This is a genomic window from Pseudomonas sp. NPDC087690, assembly GCF_044743175.1.
GTDB lineage: Bacteria > Pseudomonadota > Gammaproteobacteria > Pseudomonadales > Pseudomonadaceae > Aquipseudomonas.
In genome coordinates, this window is the sequence record NZ_JBIUVX010000017.1 from 87,909 (window position 1) to 102,689 (window position 14,781).

Consider the following 14,781-nt stretch of genomic DNA (forward strand, 5'->3'; position numbering starts at 1 on the left):
TCCGAAGATGGGCCTTTTTTTATGCTTCCAAACTAACCACTGACAATTACAAGATGTTCAGTGGGTATTCGGTGATCAGGCGGAACTCTTTGACGTCGCCTTCGCCCTGGTCGGCGTTGGCAGTGTGCCAGGCCTGACGAATGCGGAAGGACAGATCTTTCGCCGGGCCAGACTGCACAACATATTTGGCTTCGAAGTTGGTTTCGTGGTGTTTGCCATCTTCACCGTACAGGCCGGCGTAAGCGCTGCCAGCCGGAGTGTTGGTACCGTCGATGTCCCAACCTTTAACGTAACGAACCATGAAGCTCAGGCCTGGAACGCCGTACTCGGCCATTTTCAGGTCGTAACGGGCTTGCACGGATTTCTCGCCAGGACCGTTGAAGTCAGAGTACTGGATGGAGTTGGCGAGGAAGATCGAGTCGCCACCACGGTTGTTTTTACCCACACCGATGTAGTCGAACGGGGTGTCGCCGTTGACCTTCTGGAAACCCAGGGTGAAGGTATGAGCCTTCAGGAACGACAGTGCAGTTGCCAGGGAGAAGGTCGTGTTGCTGATGTCACCTGCCTCCTTGTCACCGGTGTCGGTGGTGCGGTAGATGTTGAAATCAGTGTTCAGCGAGGTGTCGCCACCGAACGGGGTGGTCAGGTTCACGTTCGCGTAGTACTGGTTCCAGATATCTTCCAGCTTGGCACCGTAGAGCGATGCGCTCAGGTTTTCGGTGATGCCGTACTTGCCGCCGAAGTAATCGATCGTGTTGGCTTCCACGCCCGCATAGTTGGCGTACAGGCCGCCATCACGTGCGTTTTTGTCCTGGCTGGAGCCGGAGTAGAAGTGACCGGCTTCGAGGTCAAGGTCTTTGACTTCGCTGCTCTGCAACTGGAAGCCAGTGGCGGTTTGCGGCAGGATGCGGGAACCGCCTACAGCGAACACTGGAGAAGTGCTTGGCTGCATGTCGCCGAATTTCAGTTCGGTTTTGGAAACGCGGAATTTGATCGACGCGCCGGCTTTGCCCTGGCTGTCGTTAACGTCGCGGGCACCGTTGTTCGGGTTAACGGTGTCGCTACGGCTCATGTTGCCTGAACCGGAAGTACCATCACCGCCATCCAGTTTCAAGGCCAGGTAACCGTATGCATCGATACCTACGCCAACAGTACCTTGGGTGTAACCGGAGGTGAAGTTACCGAGGAAGCCCTGAGTCCAGTCTTTCTGGTCGTTGCCGCCGTTCTTGTTGTCGCGGTTGAAGTAGTAGTTCTTCAACGTCTCGGTGAGTGTCGCGTCCTCAACAAAGCCTTTGGCTTCTGCCTGGTCACTTACAAACGGGGCGGCCGTAGCCAACTGAGAACTGGCGGCTGCAGCAACTGCCAGTGCGATCATGCTCCACTTCATCACGCGCATCGTGATTTGCTCCTTTGGTTTTAGAAGAGTACTGCCGTCCCACCTGTTTTATTATCTGGGCGGCTCTTTCTTTTTGTGTCGGCGCAAACTTATATCACGCCGACAATGTTGGCGATACTTGCTATTCCAACCTTTCAGCTTCTTTACGACGTTGTCGCAAATGGCGTGGTGGATGTCGCAAATTCACAGTACCGACGCAGCCGGACTGACAACTTTCTCGCTGTTTATGGGCCTTTTTGCATCGGTAAAAAAGAGTCCCTGGCAAAACACTTGAATCTCCATCGGGCAACCCTGCCACTGTTCTTATGGGGCTTAAGGCATCCACTTCCAGTGGTGCGCTTATAGTCCATATGGGTACGAATGCAACAAGCGTGCACAAACCGCATTTCTGTTGCGGTTATTTTTTCGATCACTCGCCTGTGCCTGTAAAAGCCTCATGAATACTGGGCGCCAAGCCCCTTTTTATCAGGGCTTGACGCCATTCTTGCTATGGTGTTGCCGCGCCGAAGATCGCGCGTGACAACCAAAAACGTTACCGGTTCACCCCGTCAGTGAGTATTCGGCGGATGCCCGACGCAGTGAGCGTAGACGCGCTGTGCGGTTTTGGTGCAAAAAATTTTACAGCTGTCCAGTATTCATACACTTCGCGCGGGGCGCTAAAAAGAACGCGAGCCGCAATATCGGTCATTTCTTCAGTTTTTCAGCCAGCGCCGGTTCCGTAGTGGTGCGCTCGGCAGATAAATGCCATATCTCGGGGCGTCGACAGTACAAGGGTATCGGCACTGGCAATCGTGAAGGCTGCTTCATTCGCAGGTATGCTGCCGTCCTGTCGCTTGGTGCGCCGCCGAAAGGATGGCCCGCTAAGCTGAATAATGTAGATCAGCCGGGAGTGCGCGCAGTGTTTGCTTTAGATCCACGACTTCAACAGGACACCCTGGTCATCGGCGATTTCCCGCTCAGTCGCCTGCTGCTGTCTAACGATGCCAACTATCCTTGGTTCATCCTGGTGCCTCGTCGCGACGATATCAGCGAGTTGTTTCAGTTGGATGTCGTCGACCAGCAACAACTGTGGCAGGAAACCACTGCGCTGGCCGAGTTGCTCAAGGATTTGTTCGATGCTGACAAAATGAATGTCGCGACCCTGGGTAACGTTGTCAGTCAGTTGCACATGCACGTGATCGTGCGCAAACGCGATGATGCGGCCTGGCCTGCGCCGGTGTGGGGCAAAGTAGCGGCCAAGCCGTACAGTGACGAGCAGGTCGCCGCGATTCGCGAATGGTTGCGTGCGGTCCTGACCGAGCATTTCACCTTTGTGGAGGGCTGAGTCATGAGTCTGGAAGATCGCGTGACCGATCTGGAAAGCCGTCTGGCGTTTCAGGATGACACCATTCAGGCATTGAACGACGTGCTGGTCGCCCAGCAGCGCGTGGTCGAGCGCCTGCAGTTGCAGATGGCGGCGTTGCTCAAGCGCCAGGAAGAGATGGTCGGCCAGTTCGGCTCTTTCGAGGAAGATGCACCGCCGCCGCATTACTGAGTCTTTTCTTCAGGCATAAAAAAACCGCGAACAGCCAGGCTGCTCGCGGTTTTTTTATGCCTGGAATCAGCGACGCGGCAATGCGGCGATGACGTCCTCGGCTTGCAGGCCTTTGTCCCGGTTCATCACCGAGAACTCAACGCGCTGGCCTTCGACCAGAACGCGATGGCCCTCGCCACGGATCGCACGAAAGTGCACGAAAATATCATCGCCGGAATCCCGGGAGATAAAGCCGAAGCCTTTGGAGGTGTTGAACCACTTGACGGTACCGGTATCGCGGTTGGTCATGTCATAGCTGGTTGGCGCGGTAGCCGGTGACGAACGATAAAAGCTGACAGCCAGGTGCAGGATGACGGCAACCAGAGCGATGACCAGGCTGAACAGCACGGCTGGCTGGCCGGCGATGACAGGCATTGGAGCGATCAGGGTCAAGGTTTGCAGGACGACAGTCAGCACCAGAAGTGCGCTGACCAGATTTTGCAGATGCTGGCGCGGGCCTTTGTTCCAGTAAGGAATCACTGGAGCGATGACCAGGTTCAGCAGGCCGAAAAAGGCCAGGTAAAGTGCATCGGGTTGTTGCAGGTAGGGAACGGCTTCGGATTTCAAGCTGGGTATGAACGACAGCAGCAATGCCGCTGCGCCCATTAGCAGGTGGACGATTTTCAACATTTTGATTGGCTCACGTTATGACGGCTCACAAGGAAGAGCTGAAGGTGGACGGTTCGCTTCGGAACAAAAATAAGAGGCGGTAGACACGTACACAGCATCAGCCTATGCGCAACGCCCCGGAAAATGGGGCATGGCGACACACTGCCTATTTAACAGCAAAGCCTGCGGCTACTCAAATCAGCCCGGCCAGTGGCATCGATGCGGTCGATTTGTCGCAGTGTGTAGGGCCGATCAGGGCTGCGGGGCGGTGTCAGGCTTGCTAGAGTGGGGTGGCACCTGCTGGATAAATTCAATCGCCGTTAGGGGGTAAGCATGGCAATCGATATCGGTATCAGTGAAGAAGACCGCAAGTCCATCGTCGAAGGGCTGTCCCGTCTGCTGTCGGACACCTATGTGCTGTATCTGAAAACCCATAACTTCCACTGGAACGTCACCGGTCCGATGTTTCGTACGCTGCACCTGATGTTCGAAGAGCAATACAACGAATTGGCACTGGCCGTGGACTCGATCGCCGAACGTATTCGGGCCTTGGGGTTTCCGGCGCCGGGCGCTTACGCGACCTATGCGCGTCTTTCTTCTATCAAGGAGGAGGAGGGTGTGCCGAGTGCCGAAGACATGATCAAACAACTGGTTGCCGGTCAGGAAGCGGTGACGCGTACCGCGCGCGGTATCTTTCCGTTGCTGGACAAAGTCAGCGACGAACCCACCGCCGACCTGCTGACCCAGCGCATGCAGGTGCACGAGAAGACCGCGTGGATGCTGCGAGCACTGCTGGAAGGGTGATCAGCGCGAGGCGCGGGTGTTTGTGGAGGGCCAATACCCGCGTGCTTCCGAAGTCTTACTTTTGATGTCGGCTTATCCTACGCAGATGGGCAAATAGTCATCTGGATATAACTTTGCGTCTGCGCTTTTATGAGGGCACAGGATGTTGTCTTTATAAATAGCAGCGATGACAAGGGAGTGTCAGCGATATGGTCGATGGAGACAGGCAAACCGAATGCTTCGGTTCACGGCAAGAGGGAAAGGTCGATCCGCTGGTCAGCGAGTTCGACATTGCATTGATTCAGCCATTGTCCAGGTCTGTGCGCCTGAATGGTTTTGCCACTTGCCTGAGGCTCGAGCAGGTCTACTGGAACATCCTTGGGCGCATGGCCGAGGATTGCGGTTGTTCGATCAGTACGTTGCTGTCCCATGTGGATCGGCAAGTGCACTTGCGCCACGGTGGGGTAAAAAACTTCAGCGGTCTGGTACGGGTGGTCTGCGTGATGAATGGCCTCAAGGAAGTCCCGCAGGCCATTACGCTCTGACGGGCAGTTGAAATGACGTCGCGGCTTGTGCTGTCTTCCGGCTGCACAGGCCGCATTTAATGGATATAATCCCGCTCTTTCGCCGCAAAGCCCTGCACGCGGTGGCAATCTGATCGCCGAGACACCCCCATGCCGATGTACGATTACCAATGTGCTTCCTGTGGTCATCAGTTGGAAGCCATTCAAAAGATCAGCGAGGCACCGCTGGTCGACTGCCCTGCCTGCCAGGCACCAGAGCTCAAGAAACAGCTGTCCATGCCTGGCTTTCGCCTCAGTGGCGGTGGTTGGTACGAGACCGATTTCAAGACCGGCGCCAAGAAGAATCTGGCCGGTGGCGACAAATCTGACTAGGGTTCAAACCCAGGTTGAACGAACACGCGTGAGATTCCGGGTCGCTTCTGAGCGCCGGGATCTCCACCGAATATCGAATGACGAGAAGCGAACCATTATCATGATGCGCAGCCACTATTGCGGCCAACTGAACGAAAGCCTGGAAGGCCAGGAAATTACCCTTTGCGGATGGGTTCACCGTCGCCGCGACCACGGCGGGGTGATTTTCCTCGATATCCGTGATCGTGACGGTCTGGCCCAAGTGGTATTCGATCCGGATCGCGCCGAGAGCTTCGCCGCCGCCGATCGCGTGCGCAGCGAATACGTCGTGAAGATCACCGGCAAGGTACGTCTGCGTCCGGCCGGTGCGACCAACGCCAACATGGCATCCGGCATGATCGAAGTGCTGGGTTACGAACTGGAAGTGCTGAACGAGTCGGAAACCCCGCCGTTCCCGCTGAACGAGTTCTCCGACGTCGGCGAAGAAACCCGTCTGCGCTATCGCTTCCTCGACCTGCGTCGTCCGGAAATGGCCGAGAAGCTGCGTCTGCGTTCGCGCATGACCACCAGCATCCGTCGCTTCCTCGACGAGAACGGCTTCCTCGATGTCGAAACGCCGATCCTGACCCGTGCCACCCCTGAAGGTGCGCGTGACTATCTGGTGCCGAGCCGTACTCACGCCGGTTCGTTCTTCGCCCTGCCGCAATCGCCGCAGCTGTTCAAGCAACTGCTGATGGTCGCCGGTTTCGACCGTTACTACCAGATCGCCAAGTGCTTCCGCGACGAAGACCTGCGCGCCGACCGTCAGCCGGAATTCACCCAGATCGACATCGAGACCAGCTTCCTCGATGAAAAAGAGATCATGGGCCTGACCGAAGAAATGATCCGCAACCTGTTCAAGGAAGTGCTGGGTCTGGAATTCGGCGATTTCCCGCACATGACCTTCGAAGAAGCCATGCGCCGTTACGGTTCCGACAAGCCAGACCTGCGTAACCCGCTGGAACTGGTCGACGTTGCCGATCAACTGAAAGAAGTCGATTTCAAAGTCTTCAGCGGCCCGGCCAACGATCCGAAATGCCGTATCGCCGCACTGCGCGTTCCAGGCGGGGCGAGCATGCCGCGCAAGCAGATCGACGACTACACCAAGTTCGTCGGCATCTACGGTGCCAAGGGCCTGGCATACATCAAGGTCAACGAGCGTGCAGCCGGTGTTGAAGGTCTGCAATCGCCGATCGTGAAGAACATTCCGCTGGAAAACCTCAACGCCATCCTCGATCGCGTGGGTGCAGTCGACGGTGACATCGTGTTCTTCGGCGCCGACAAGGCCAAGATCGTCAGCGAAGCCTTGGGCGCACTGCGCATCAAGCTCGGTCACGACCTCAAGCTGCTGACCTGCGAGTGGGCGCCAATGTGGGTCGTCGACTTCCCGATGTTCGAAGAAAACGACGACGGCAGCTTCTCCGCGCTGCACCACCCGTTCACCGCACCGAAGTGCACGCCGCAAGAGCTTGAAGCCAACCCGGCTGGCGCTCTGTCCCGCGCGTACGACATGGTGCTGAACGGCACCGAACTGGGTGGTGGTTCGATCCGTATTCACCGCAAAGAGATGCAACAGTCGGTATTCCGTCTGCTGGGCATCAACGAAGCGGAACAGGAAGAGAAGTTCGGCTTCCTGCTCGACGCCCTCAAGTACGGTGCACCGCCACACGGTGGTCTGGCCTTCGGTCTGGATCGTCTGGTGATGCTGATGACCGGCGCCCAGTCGATCCGTGAAGTGATCGCTTTCCCGAAAACCCAGAGTGCTGCCGACGTGATGACGCAAGCGCCGGGTGTGGTGGATGCCAAGGCACTGCGCGAATTGCACATTCGTTTGCGCGAAACGCCAAAGGCTGAGTAAGACGGGCCTGAAGGCGCATCTTCGGATGCGCCTTTTTTCTATCCATAGAGAGCAGGTCAAGATTTTTTGTTTGCTGGCCGCTGCATGAGCAGGGCGGGCAACGTTTCAAAGAGAATTCGGAGCGAGTTATGGCAGGTCATTCCAAGTGGGCGAACATCAAGCACCGCAAAGAACGTCAGGATGCCAAAAGAGGCAAGATCTTCACCAAGTGGATCCGTGAACTGACTGTTGCGGCCCGTCAGGGCGGCGGTGATCCGGGCTCCAACCCGCGTCTGCGTCTGGCGCTGGATAAAGCGCTGAGCGCGAACATGAGCCGCGACATCATCGACCGCGCCGTGGCGCGCGGCGCCGGTGCGACCGAAGCGGACAACGTTGAAGAGTTGACTTACGAAGGCTACGGCCCGGGCGGTGTAGCGGTGTTGGTCGAGTGCATGACCGACAACCGCAACCGCACCGCCGCAGCCGTGCGTCACGCGTTCAGCAAGTGCGGTGGCAACCTCGGCACCGACGGTTCGGTGGCATACCTCTTCGAGCGCAAAGGCCAGATCAGCTTCGCGCCGGGCGTTGATGAAGACGCGCTGACCGAAGCGGCGCTGGAAGCCGATGCCGATGACGTGGTCGCTCACGAAGACGGTTCGATCGACGTGTTCACCTCGTTCACCAGTTTCTATGCGGTGCGTAACGCGCTGGAAGCAGCCGGGTTCAAGGGCGATGACGCGGAAATCGTCATGCAGCCGACCACCAGCGCCGAGCTGGATCTGGAAGGCGCTGAGAAGGTGCTCAAGCTGATCGACATGCTTGAGGATCTGGATGACGTGCAGAACGTCTACTCCAACGCGGATATTCCGGAAGACGTGGCCGCTCAGCTCGGTTAAGAGCGGCTACGATTCAATGTGGGAGCGAGCCTGCTCGCGAAGGCGGATTTTCAGGCAACATCGTTGCCGATGATGAAACCGCTTTCGCGAGCAGGCTCGCTCCCACATTTGTTATGGGTTGATTTGAAAATCGTGCTTTTACCGAATCTGCAGGCGTTATGACTTTAATTCTTGGTATCGACCCCGGTTCGCGTATCACCGGTTACGGGATTGTTCGCGATACCGGGCGTGGTGGCTGCATTTATGTCGCTTCGGGCTGCATCCGCACCGGCGCCGGTGAGCTGCACGAGCGCCTGCAAATCGTCTATCGCGGCGTACGCGAGATCATCCAGACCTATGGCCCGGTGACGATGGGCATCGAAAAGGTGTTCATGGCGAAAAACGCCGATTCGGCGCTGAAACTCGGGCAGGCTCGCGGTGCCGCGATTGTCGCTGGCGCTGAAGAATGCCTGGAGATCGCCGAGTACACGGCCACTCAGGTCAAACAGGCGGTTGTTGGCACAGGCGCCGCCAATAAAGAACAAGTGCAGATGATGGTCATGCACATGCTCAAGCTGACCGCCAAACCGCAAATCGATGCCTCGGATGCATTGGCCATCGCCATTTGCCATGCGCATACCCGCTCCAGTCTGCTGCCGCACGGCTTGGGAGCAGCACGCAGTCGTGGCGGGCGCCTGCGTCTCTGATAGCATCAGCATCAATTTTCCTGAAAGCGGATGTTTGCGCCTGGGTCGTCGGCCCGACAATCTGCCTTTCGACAGTCGCCAGCCCATGGCTGGCCAATGCTCAAGGATCTGAAACGTGATTGGACGCTTGCGCGGCACTCTGGCTGAGAAACAGCCGCCGCACCTGATTCTGGATGTAAACGGCCTCGGGTATGAGCTGGAAGTGCCCATGACCACGCTTTATCGCCTGCCGTCGGTCGGTGAACCGCTGACCCTGCACACCCATTTGGTCGTACGTGAAGACGCCCAGTTACTCTATGGTTTCGCTGGCAAGCGTGAGCGAGACTTTTTTCGCGAGTTGATCCGTCTCAATGGTGTCGGGCCAAAATTGGCGCTGGCGCTGATGTCGAGCCTGGAGGTCGATGAGCTGATCCGTTGCGTGCAATCCCAGGACACTTCGGCCCTGACCAAGGTCCCGGGCGTTGGCAAAAAAACCGCTGAGCGCCTGTTGGTCGAACTGAAAGATCGCTTCAAGGCCTGGGAAACTTCGCCAGCGATGTTTGCTCTTGTGCCGAATCAGCCAGACGGCCCGGCGCCGGTCAACACCGCCGAGAACGATGCAGTCAGCGCGCTGATTTCCCTCGGCTACAAGCCGCAGGAAGCGAGCAAGGCGATTACCGCCATCAAGGACAAGAATTTGAGCAGTGAAGATCTGATCCGCCGCGCCCTGAAGGGAATGATTTAAGTGATTGAAGCTGATCGTCTGATCGCTGCCGCGCACAGCCCGCGCGAGCGCGAAGAAGTCCAGGATCGAGCCATCCGCCCGGTCAGCCTGGCCGACTACATTGGCCAGCCGACCGTGCGCGAGCAGATGGAGCTGTTCATCCAGGCTGCCCGTGGCCGTAGCGAATCCCTCGACCATACGCTGATCTTCGGTCCGCCGGGTCTGGGCAAGACCACACTGGCCAACATCATCGCCCAGGAAATGGGCGTGTCGATCAAGAGCACGTCCGGGCCGGTGCTGGAGCGTCCGGGTGATCTGGCGGCGCTGCTGACCAACCTGGAACCGCACGATGTGCTGTTCATCGACGAAATCCATCGTCTGTCGCCGATCGTTGAAGAAGTGCTGTATCCGGCCATGGAAGACTTCCAGCTCGACATCATGATCGGTGAAGGGCCGGCCGCGCGTTCGATCAAGCTCGATCTGCCGCCGTTCACCCTCGTGGGTGCGACCACTCGCGCTGGCATGCTGACCAATCCGCTCCGTGACCGTTTCGGTATCGTCCAGCGTCTTGAGTTCTACAGCACAGCTGATCTGGCGACGATTGTCAGTCGATCCGCAGCCATTCTCGGTCTGCCGCTGGATCCCGAAGGTTCGTTCGAAATCGCACGGCGCGCCCGCGGCACGCCGCGGATCGCCAACCGTCTGCTGCGACGGGTGCGCGACTTTGCCGAAGTTCGTGCCAAGGGCCACATCACCAAAGCGGTGGCGGATCTGGCGCTGAACCTGCTCGACGTCGATGAGCATGGCTTTGATCATCAGGACCGGCGTCTGCTGCTGACCATGATCGAGAAGTTCGATGGCGGACCGGTCGGCATCGACAGTCTGGCGGCGGCGATCAGCGAAGAGCGTCATACCATTGAGGACGTGCTGGAGCCGTACCTGATTCAGCAGGGTTACATCATGCGCACGCCGCGGGGCCGGGTAGTGACACGGCATGCGTATCTGCATTTCGGATTAAACATTCCGTCACGAATGGGCGAGATGCCCGTGGTAGACGAGTTTCTCGATGCCGTGGACGATTAATACACATTTGTTGTCGATTTATTCAGGGTTTGTATGGTCAGAGGACGGTACTTTTGCAGTAAAGCCTCGAAACCATGAAAAACAGTTGCCTGGCCGGATTGGCAACCTGAGGAGTAAGCACTAGAGTATGCGCGCGCAAAACGGGCTTGAGCCGTTCGCACATCGTTGTCGCGTTTATTACGAGGACACCGATGCGGGCGGCATCGTGTATTACGTTAATTACCTCAAGTTTATGGAACGGGCTCGAACCGAGCGGCTCCGCGAACTGGGCTTTGCCCAATCGCAGCTGGCAGGAGAGGACCTGTTGTTCGTCGTGCATTCCAGCGAAGCGCGTTATCACGCGCCGGCGCGACTGGACGACGAACTGCTGGTAAGCGCTGAAGTAATCGAATTGAACCGGGTCAGCCTTCGCTTCAAACAGCAGGTCAGGCGGGCAACGGATAATGTGCTGCTCTGTGAGGGGCAGTTTTTGGTGGCCTGTGTGCGCACTAACAGTTTGAAACCTCGGGCCCTTCCCGAAGACTTGCGTGCGGCCTTCGCCGACGCGGTCGGCCCGGGTACACACTCAAAGCAGGAGATAAAGCGTGGAAGCTAACGTCGTCGACCATTCCTCCATGTGGAGCCTGGTCAGCAATGCCAGCATCGTGGTGCAGTTGGTAATGTTGACCCTGGTGGCCGCATCGGTGACCTCATGGATCATGATCTTTCAGCGCAGCAATCTGCTGCGTGCCGGTCGACGCGCCCTGGAGAGCTTCGAAGAGCGCTTCTGGTCGGGTATCGACCTGTCCAAGCTGTACCGTCAAGCGGGCAGCAACCCGGATCCTGATTCGGGTGTGGAACAGATTTTTCGTGCCGGTTTCAAAGAGTTCTCGCGTCTGCGTCAGCAGCCAGGTGTCGATCCTGAAGCAGTGATGGAAGGTGTGGCCCGAGCCATGCGCGTCGCCATCTCCCGCGAAGAAGAGAAGCTGGAGCAGAGCCTGCCGTTCCTCGCCACTGTCGGTTCGGTCAGCCCGTACATCGGCCTGTTCGGTACTGTGTGGGGCATCATGAACTCCTTCCGCGGTCTGGCCAGCGCCCAGCAAGCGACCCTGGCCACTGTGGCCCCGGGTATCGCCGAAGCCCTGATCGCCACCGCGATCGGTCTGTTCGCTGCGATCCCTGCGGTTATCGCTTACAACCGTTTCGCCGCTCGCAGTGAAACCTTGCTGGGCCGCTACTACACCTTCGCCGATGAATTCCAGGCGATCCTGCACCGCAAAGTGCACACCAGCGAAGAATAAGCAGGTAATTTCCAATGGCTTTAATCGCTCGAGCTCGCAAAAAGCGCAAGCCGGTCGCCGAAATGAACGTAGTGCCTTACATCGACGTGATGCTGGTACTGCTGGTCATTTTCATGGTGACCGCGCCGATGCTCAATCAGGGCGTGAAAGTTGATCTGCCCAAGGTTTCCAGCGAAGCCTTGCCGCAGGACAACAACACTCAGGTCCTGACCATTTCGATCAAGGCTGACAAGACCTATTACTGGAACCTTGGCAGCGAAGTCGATACCGAGAAGCAACAGGACAGGGCGATGACCCTGCCACAGATGACTGATGCGGTGACCAAGATCATTCGCGCCGGCACCGAAGGCGGCAAGCGTACCCAGGTCTTTATCCGCGGTGACAAGACCGTCGACTACGGTTCGGTCATGGGCGCCATGGGCGGGTTGCAGAAAGCCGGGGTCGGTAACGTTGGTCTGATCACCGAGGCCCCCTGATGCAGCAACAGAGAGAGCCGTCCGCCTCGGAAAGCTTCTTCTGGCCTAGTGTCTGGGCGATCGTCTTGCACGTGCTGGTATTCGGCATGCTGTTCGTCAGTTTCGCCTTCACACCGGAGCTGCCGCCGGCCAAGCCGATTGTCCAGGCGACCCTGTACCAGCTGAAATCGAAAAGTCAGGCAACCACCCAGACCAATCAGAAGATTGCGGGTGAGGCGAAGAAATCCGCCGCGCGGCAGACCGAAGTCGAGCAGATGGAGCAGAAAAAGGTCGAGCAGGAAGCGGTGAAAGCTGCGGAACAAAAGAAAGAAGAAGCGGCTCAAAAGGCCGAGGAAGCCAAGAAGGCCGATGAGGCTAAAAAAGCGGACGAAGCGAAAAAGGCCGATGACGCCAAAAAAGCCGACGACGCGAAGAAAGCCGAAGCCAAGAAGGCCGAAGAGAAACAATTGGCTGATATAGCCAAGAAGAAAGCCGAAGAAGAGGCCAAAGAAGAGGCCAAGAAAGAGGCCGCTGAAGAAGCCAAGAAGAAAATCGTCGAAGACGCGAAGAAGAAAGCCGCCGAAGACGCCAAGAAAAAAGCTGAAGCTGAAGAGGCGAAGAAGAAAATCGCCGAAGATGCGAAGAAGAAAGCTGCTGCCGATGCTGCGAAGAAGAAAGCGCAGGATGCGGCGCGCAAGTCTGTAGAAGAGAAGAAAGCGCAGGCTCTGGCTGACTTGCTTTCCGACAAGACCGAGCGTCAGCAGGCTATGGCGGATGAAGTGGGTGATGAAACCGCAGGTAACTTCGATGATCTGATTCGTTCACGGGCATCGGAAGGTTGGGCGCAGCCGCCATCGGCCCGTAAGGGCATGAAGGTGGTCCTGCAAATCAACATGTTGCCTGACGGGACGATCTCCGGTGTTTCGGTGGCTAATTCCAGCGGCGACGTGCCTTTCGACAGTTCTGCAGTCGCGGCAGTAAAAAATATTGGTCGGTTGACCGAAATGCAGGGTTTGAAGCCAGCTGATTTCGCTCCCTACCGTTCATTCAAGATGACATTCACACCTGAGGATCTAGCCTTGTGAGAAACCTTCTTCGAGGATTGCTCGTCGTCATGGTCTGCTTTGCAGGCCTGGCTACAGCGGACGAAAAAAATATCCTGGTCAGCAGTGGCAGCTCCCAGGCGACTCCAATTGCCGTAGTGCCATTCGGTGTTCAGGGCGGTGCGGTGCTGCCGGACGACATCGCTGAAATCATTGGTAACGATTTGCGTAACTCGGGTTATTACGCGCCGATTCCAAAGCAGAACATGATCAGCCAGCCAAGCCAGCCGAGCGAAATCATCTTTCGTGACTGGAAGGCGGTAAATGCTCAATTCATCATGGTTGGCAGCATTGCCCCCGCCGGTGGCCGCCTGCAAGTGCAATGGGCACTGTTCAACGTTGCCACCGAGCAGAAAGTAGCTGACGGCAATGTTTCCGGTACGCCAGAGCAACTGCGTGACATGGCGCACTTCATCTCCGATCAGTCGTTCCAGAAACTGACCGGTATCGAGGGTGCGTTTTCGACTCGCCTGCTGTATGTGACGGCTGAACGCTTCTCCGAGAAGAATACCCGTTACACCCTGCAGCGCTCGGACTATGACGGCGCTCGCGCCGTGACTTTGCTGCAATCACGTGAGCCGATCCTGTCGCCACGCTTTGCACCGGATGGCAAGCGCATCGCCTACGTGTCGTTCGAGCAGAAGCGCCCGCGCATCTTCATGCAGAACATCGACACCGGTCGCCGTGAGCAGATCACCAACTTCGAAGGCCTGAACGGTGCACCCGCCTGGTCGCCGAATGGCGATCGCCTGGCGTTCGTACTGTCCAAAGACGGTAACCCGGACATCTACGTGATGAACCTGGCTTCGCGCCAGATCACCCGTGTGACCGCCGGTCCCGGCATCAACACCGAACCGTACTGGGGCAAGGATGGTTCGACCATCTACTTCACCTCGGACCGTGGCGGCAAGCCGCAGATCTACAAAACCAGCGCCAGTGGCGGTGGTGCCGAACGTGTGACGTTTGTGGGCAACTACAACGCCAACCCGAAACTGTCGGCGGATGAAAAGACTTTGGTGATGATCCATCGTCAGGATGGCTTCACCAATTTCAAGGTGGCAGCCCAGGATTTGCAGCGAGGTAGTGTAAAGATCCTCACTGATAGCACTCTGGACGAGTCACCTACTGTTGCGCCCAACGGCACCATGGTAATCTACGCCACCCGCCAACAGGGCCGGGGAGTCTTGATGCTCGTGTCCATTAATGGACGCGTTAGGCTCCCGCTTCCTACCGCTCAAGGCGAAGTCAGAGAACCGTCCTGGTCCCCTTACCTGAAGTGAGCGGGCGCTACACGTTTTACTTAACACACTGGGGTTCATTAGGAGTTTCACGATGGAAATGCTGAAGTTTGGTAAATTTGCTGCGCTGGCTCTGGCCATGGCTGTAGCTGTTGGTTGCTCGGCCGGAGGCGGCGACCACGCCGGTGTAGGCGCTGTTGTTCGACACGCTGGGGACGGCGCCAA

General features: G+C 57.4%; 17 protein-coding genes and 1 pseudogene. 16 read left to right on the top strand and 2 right to left on the bottom strand.

Annotation, left to right across the window (positions count from 1 at the left end; translation table 11 throughout):
* Positions 1-46: 46 nt before the first annotated feature.
* The gene (locus ACIPIZ_RS17475; RefSeq protein ID WP_064391793.1) at positions 47-1,396 is read right to left on the bottom strand and encodes an OprD family porin; all 1,350 of its coding nucleotides are present in this window, start codon (positions 1,394-1,396) and stop codon (positions 47-49) included.
* Positions 1,397-2,294: 898 nt separating this feature from the next.
* Between ACIPIZ_RS17475 and ACIPIZ_RS17480 the strand changes: the two genes are divergently transcribed.
* Together ACIPIZ_RS17480 and ACIPIZ_RS17485 are read left to right on the top strand one after the other, a co-directional pair.
* Positions 2,295-2,720 carry an HIT domain-containing protein gene (locus ACIPIZ_RS17480; RefSeq protein ID WP_401166324.1) on the top strand — a complete coding sequence of 142 codons (426 nt, stop codon included), beginning with the start codon at positions 2,295-2,297 and terminating at the stop codon, positions 2,718-2,720.
* Between the two features lie 3 nt (positions 2,721-2,723).
* Positions 2,724-2,930, top strand: a complete 207-nt coding sequence (locus ACIPIZ_RS17485; protein ID WP_064391789.1) for a SlyX family protein — start codon at positions 2,724-2,726, stop codon at positions 2,928-2,930.
* A gap of 66 nt (positions 2,931-2,996) precedes the next feature.
* Here the strand turns inward: ACIPIZ_RS17485 and ACIPIZ_RS17490 are convergent, their stop codons facing one another.
* A complete protein-coding gene (locus ACIPIZ_RS17490; protein ID WP_064391787.1) occupies positions 2,997-3,599 on the bottom strand; it encodes a cold-shock protein in 603 nt (200 codons plus the stop codon).
* Between the two features lie 312 nt (positions 3,600-3,911).
* On the opposite strand from ACIPIZ_RS17490, the gene ACIPIZ_RS17495 reads away from it, so the two are divergent.
* The 14 genes and pseudogenes from ACIPIZ_RS17495 to ACIPIZ_RS17560 all read left to right on the top strand — a co-directional run.
* Positions 3,912-4,382: a Dps family protein gene (locus ACIPIZ_RS17495; RefSeq protein WP_053123088.1), complete on the top strand. Its 471-nt coding sequence runs from the start codon at positions 3,912-3,914 to the stop codon at positions 4,380-4,382.
* Between the two features lie 188 nt (positions 4,383-4,570).
* Complete coding sequence (locus tag ACIPIZ_RS17500; RefSeq protein WP_064391785.1) at positions 4,571-4,906, top strand: ribbon-helix-helix domain-containing protein; 336 nt, start codon at positions 4,571-4,573, stop codon at positions 4,904-4,906.
* A gap of 129 nt (positions 4,907-5,035) precedes the next feature.
* The gene (locus ACIPIZ_RS17505; protein WP_007912741.1) at positions 5,036-5,257 is read left to right on the top strand and encodes an FmdB family zinc ribbon protein; all 222 of its coding nucleotides are present in this window, start codon (positions 5,036-5,038) and stop codon (positions 5,255-5,257) included.
* Between the two features lie 100 nt (positions 5,258-5,357).
* A complete protein-coding gene (aspS, locus tag ACIPIZ_RS17510; protein ID WP_064391781.1) occupies positions 5,358-7,133 on the top strand; it encodes an aspartate--tRNA ligase in 1,776 nt (591 codons plus the stop codon).
* Positions 7,134-7,261: 128 nt separating this feature from the next.
* The gene (locus tag ACIPIZ_RS17515) at positions 7,262-8,008 is read left to right on the top strand and encodes a YebC/PmpR family DNA-binding transcriptional regulator (RefSeq protein ID WP_016983823.1); all 747 of its coding nucleotides are present in this window, start codon (positions 7,262-7,264) and stop codon (positions 8,006-8,008) included.
* 158 nt (positions 8,009-8,166) lie between these two features.
* On the top strand, positions 8,167-8,694 hold the full coding sequence (gene ruvC / locus ACIPIZ_RS17520) for a crossover junction endodeoxyribonuclease RuvC (RefSeq protein ID WP_025112787.1): 528 nt from the start codon (positions 8,167-8,169) through the stop codon (positions 8,692-8,694).
* A 115-nt stretch (positions 8,695-8,809) separates the two neighbouring features.
* A complete protein-coding gene (ruvA, locus tag ACIPIZ_RS17525; protein WP_003227522.1) occupies positions 8,810-9,418 on the top strand; it encodes a Holliday junction branch migration protein RuvA in 609 nt (202 codons plus the stop codon).
* Complete coding sequence (ruvB, locus tag ACIPIZ_RS17530) at positions 9,419-10,480, top strand: Holliday junction branch migration DNA helicase RuvB (protein ID WP_064391777.1); 1,062 nt, start codon at positions 9,419-9,421, stop codon at positions 10,478-10,480.
* Positions 10,481-10,607: 127 nt separating this feature from the next.
* Entirely contained in the window at positions 10,608-11,075 is a 468-nt protein-coding gene (ybgC, locus tag ACIPIZ_RS17535) for a tol-pal system-associated acyl-CoA thioesterase (RefSeq protein WP_064391775.1), read from the top strand.
* Positions 11,065-11,760 (top strand): protein TolQ, encoded by a 696-nt coding sequence (tolQ, locus tag ACIPIZ_RS17540; RefSeq protein ID WP_008080223.1) that lies wholly within the window; start codon positions 11,065-11,067, stop codon positions 11,758-11,760. The genes ybgC and tolQ overlap by 11 nt, the downstream gene beginning before the upstream one ends.
* A gap of 23 nt (positions 11,761-11,783) precedes the next feature.
* On the top strand, positions 11,784-12,236 hold the full coding sequence (tolR, locus tag ACIPIZ_RS17545; RefSeq protein WP_161806672.1) for a protein TolR: 453 nt from the start codon (positions 11,784-11,786) through the stop codon (positions 12,234-12,236).
* Positions 12,236-13,300, top strand: coding sequence for a cell envelope integrity protein TolA (tolA, locus tag ACIPIZ_RS17550; protein WP_064391773.1), 1,065 nt, complete (start codon positions 12,236-12,238; stop codon positions 13,298-13,300). The genes tolR and tolA overlap by 1 nt, the downstream gene beginning before the upstream one ends.
* Complete coding sequence (tolB, locus tag ACIPIZ_RS17555; protein ID WP_064391771.1) at positions 13,297-14,598, top strand: Tol-Pal system beta propeller repeat protein TolB; 1,302 nt, start codon at positions 13,297-13,299, stop codon at positions 14,596-14,598. Before tolA ends, tolB begins: the two co-directional genes overlap by 4 nt.
* A gap of 52 nt (positions 14,599-14,650) precedes the next feature.
* Positions 14,651-14,781 (top strand): annotated as a pseudogene (locus ACIPIZ_RS17560) (peptidoglycan-associated lipoprotein); the annotation flags it as partial.

What these genes read in the sequence shown, in the direction of transcription:
- ACIPIZ_RS17475 (WP_064391793.1), bottom strand. Translation starts at nt 1,396, where the DNA reads ATGCGCGTGATGAAGTGGAGCATGATCGCACTGGCAGTTGCTGCAGCC.
- ACIPIZ_RS17485 (WP_064391789.1), top strand. Translation starts at nt 2,724, where the DNA reads ATGAGTCTGGAAGATCGCGTGACCGATCTGGAAAGCCGTCTGGCGTTT.
- ACIPIZ_RS17490 (WP_064391787.1), bottom strand. Translation starts at nt 3,599, where the DNA reads ATGTTGAAAATCGTCCACCTGCTAATGGGCGCAGCGGCATTGCTGCTG.
- ACIPIZ_RS17495 (WP_053123088.1), top strand. Translation starts at nt 3,912, where the DNA reads ATGGCAATCGATATCGGTATCAGTGAAGAAGACCGCAAGTCCATCGTC.
- ACIPIZ_RS17500 (WP_064391785.1), top strand. Translation starts at nt 4,571, where the DNA reads ATGGTCGATGGAGACAGGCAAACCGAATGCTTCGGTTCACGGCAAGAG.
- ACIPIZ_RS17505 (WP_007912741.1), top strand. Translation starts at nt 5,036, where the DNA reads ATGCCGATGTACGATTACCAATGTGCTTCCTGTGGTCATCAGTTGGAA.
- aspS (WP_064391781.1), top strand. Translation starts at nt 5,358, where the DNA reads ATGATGCGCAGCCACTATTGCGGCCAACTGAACGAAAGCCTGGAAGGC.
- ACIPIZ_RS17515 (WP_016983823.1), top strand. Translation starts at nt 7,262, where the DNA reads ATGGCAGGTCATTCCAAGTGGGCGAACATCAAGCACCGCAAAGAACGT.
- ruvC (WP_025112787.1), top strand. Translation starts at nt 8,167, where the DNA reads ATGACTTTAATTCTTGGTATCGACCCCGGTTCGCGTATCACCGGTTAC.
- ybgC (WP_064391775.1), top strand. Translation starts at nt 10,608, where the DNA reads ATGCGCGCGCAAAACGGGCTTGAGCCGTTCGCACATCGTTGTCGCGTT.
- tolA (WP_064391773.1), top strand. Translation starts at nt 12,236, where the DNA reads ATGCAGCAACAGAGAGAGCCGTCCGCCTCGGAAAGCTTCTTCTGGCCT.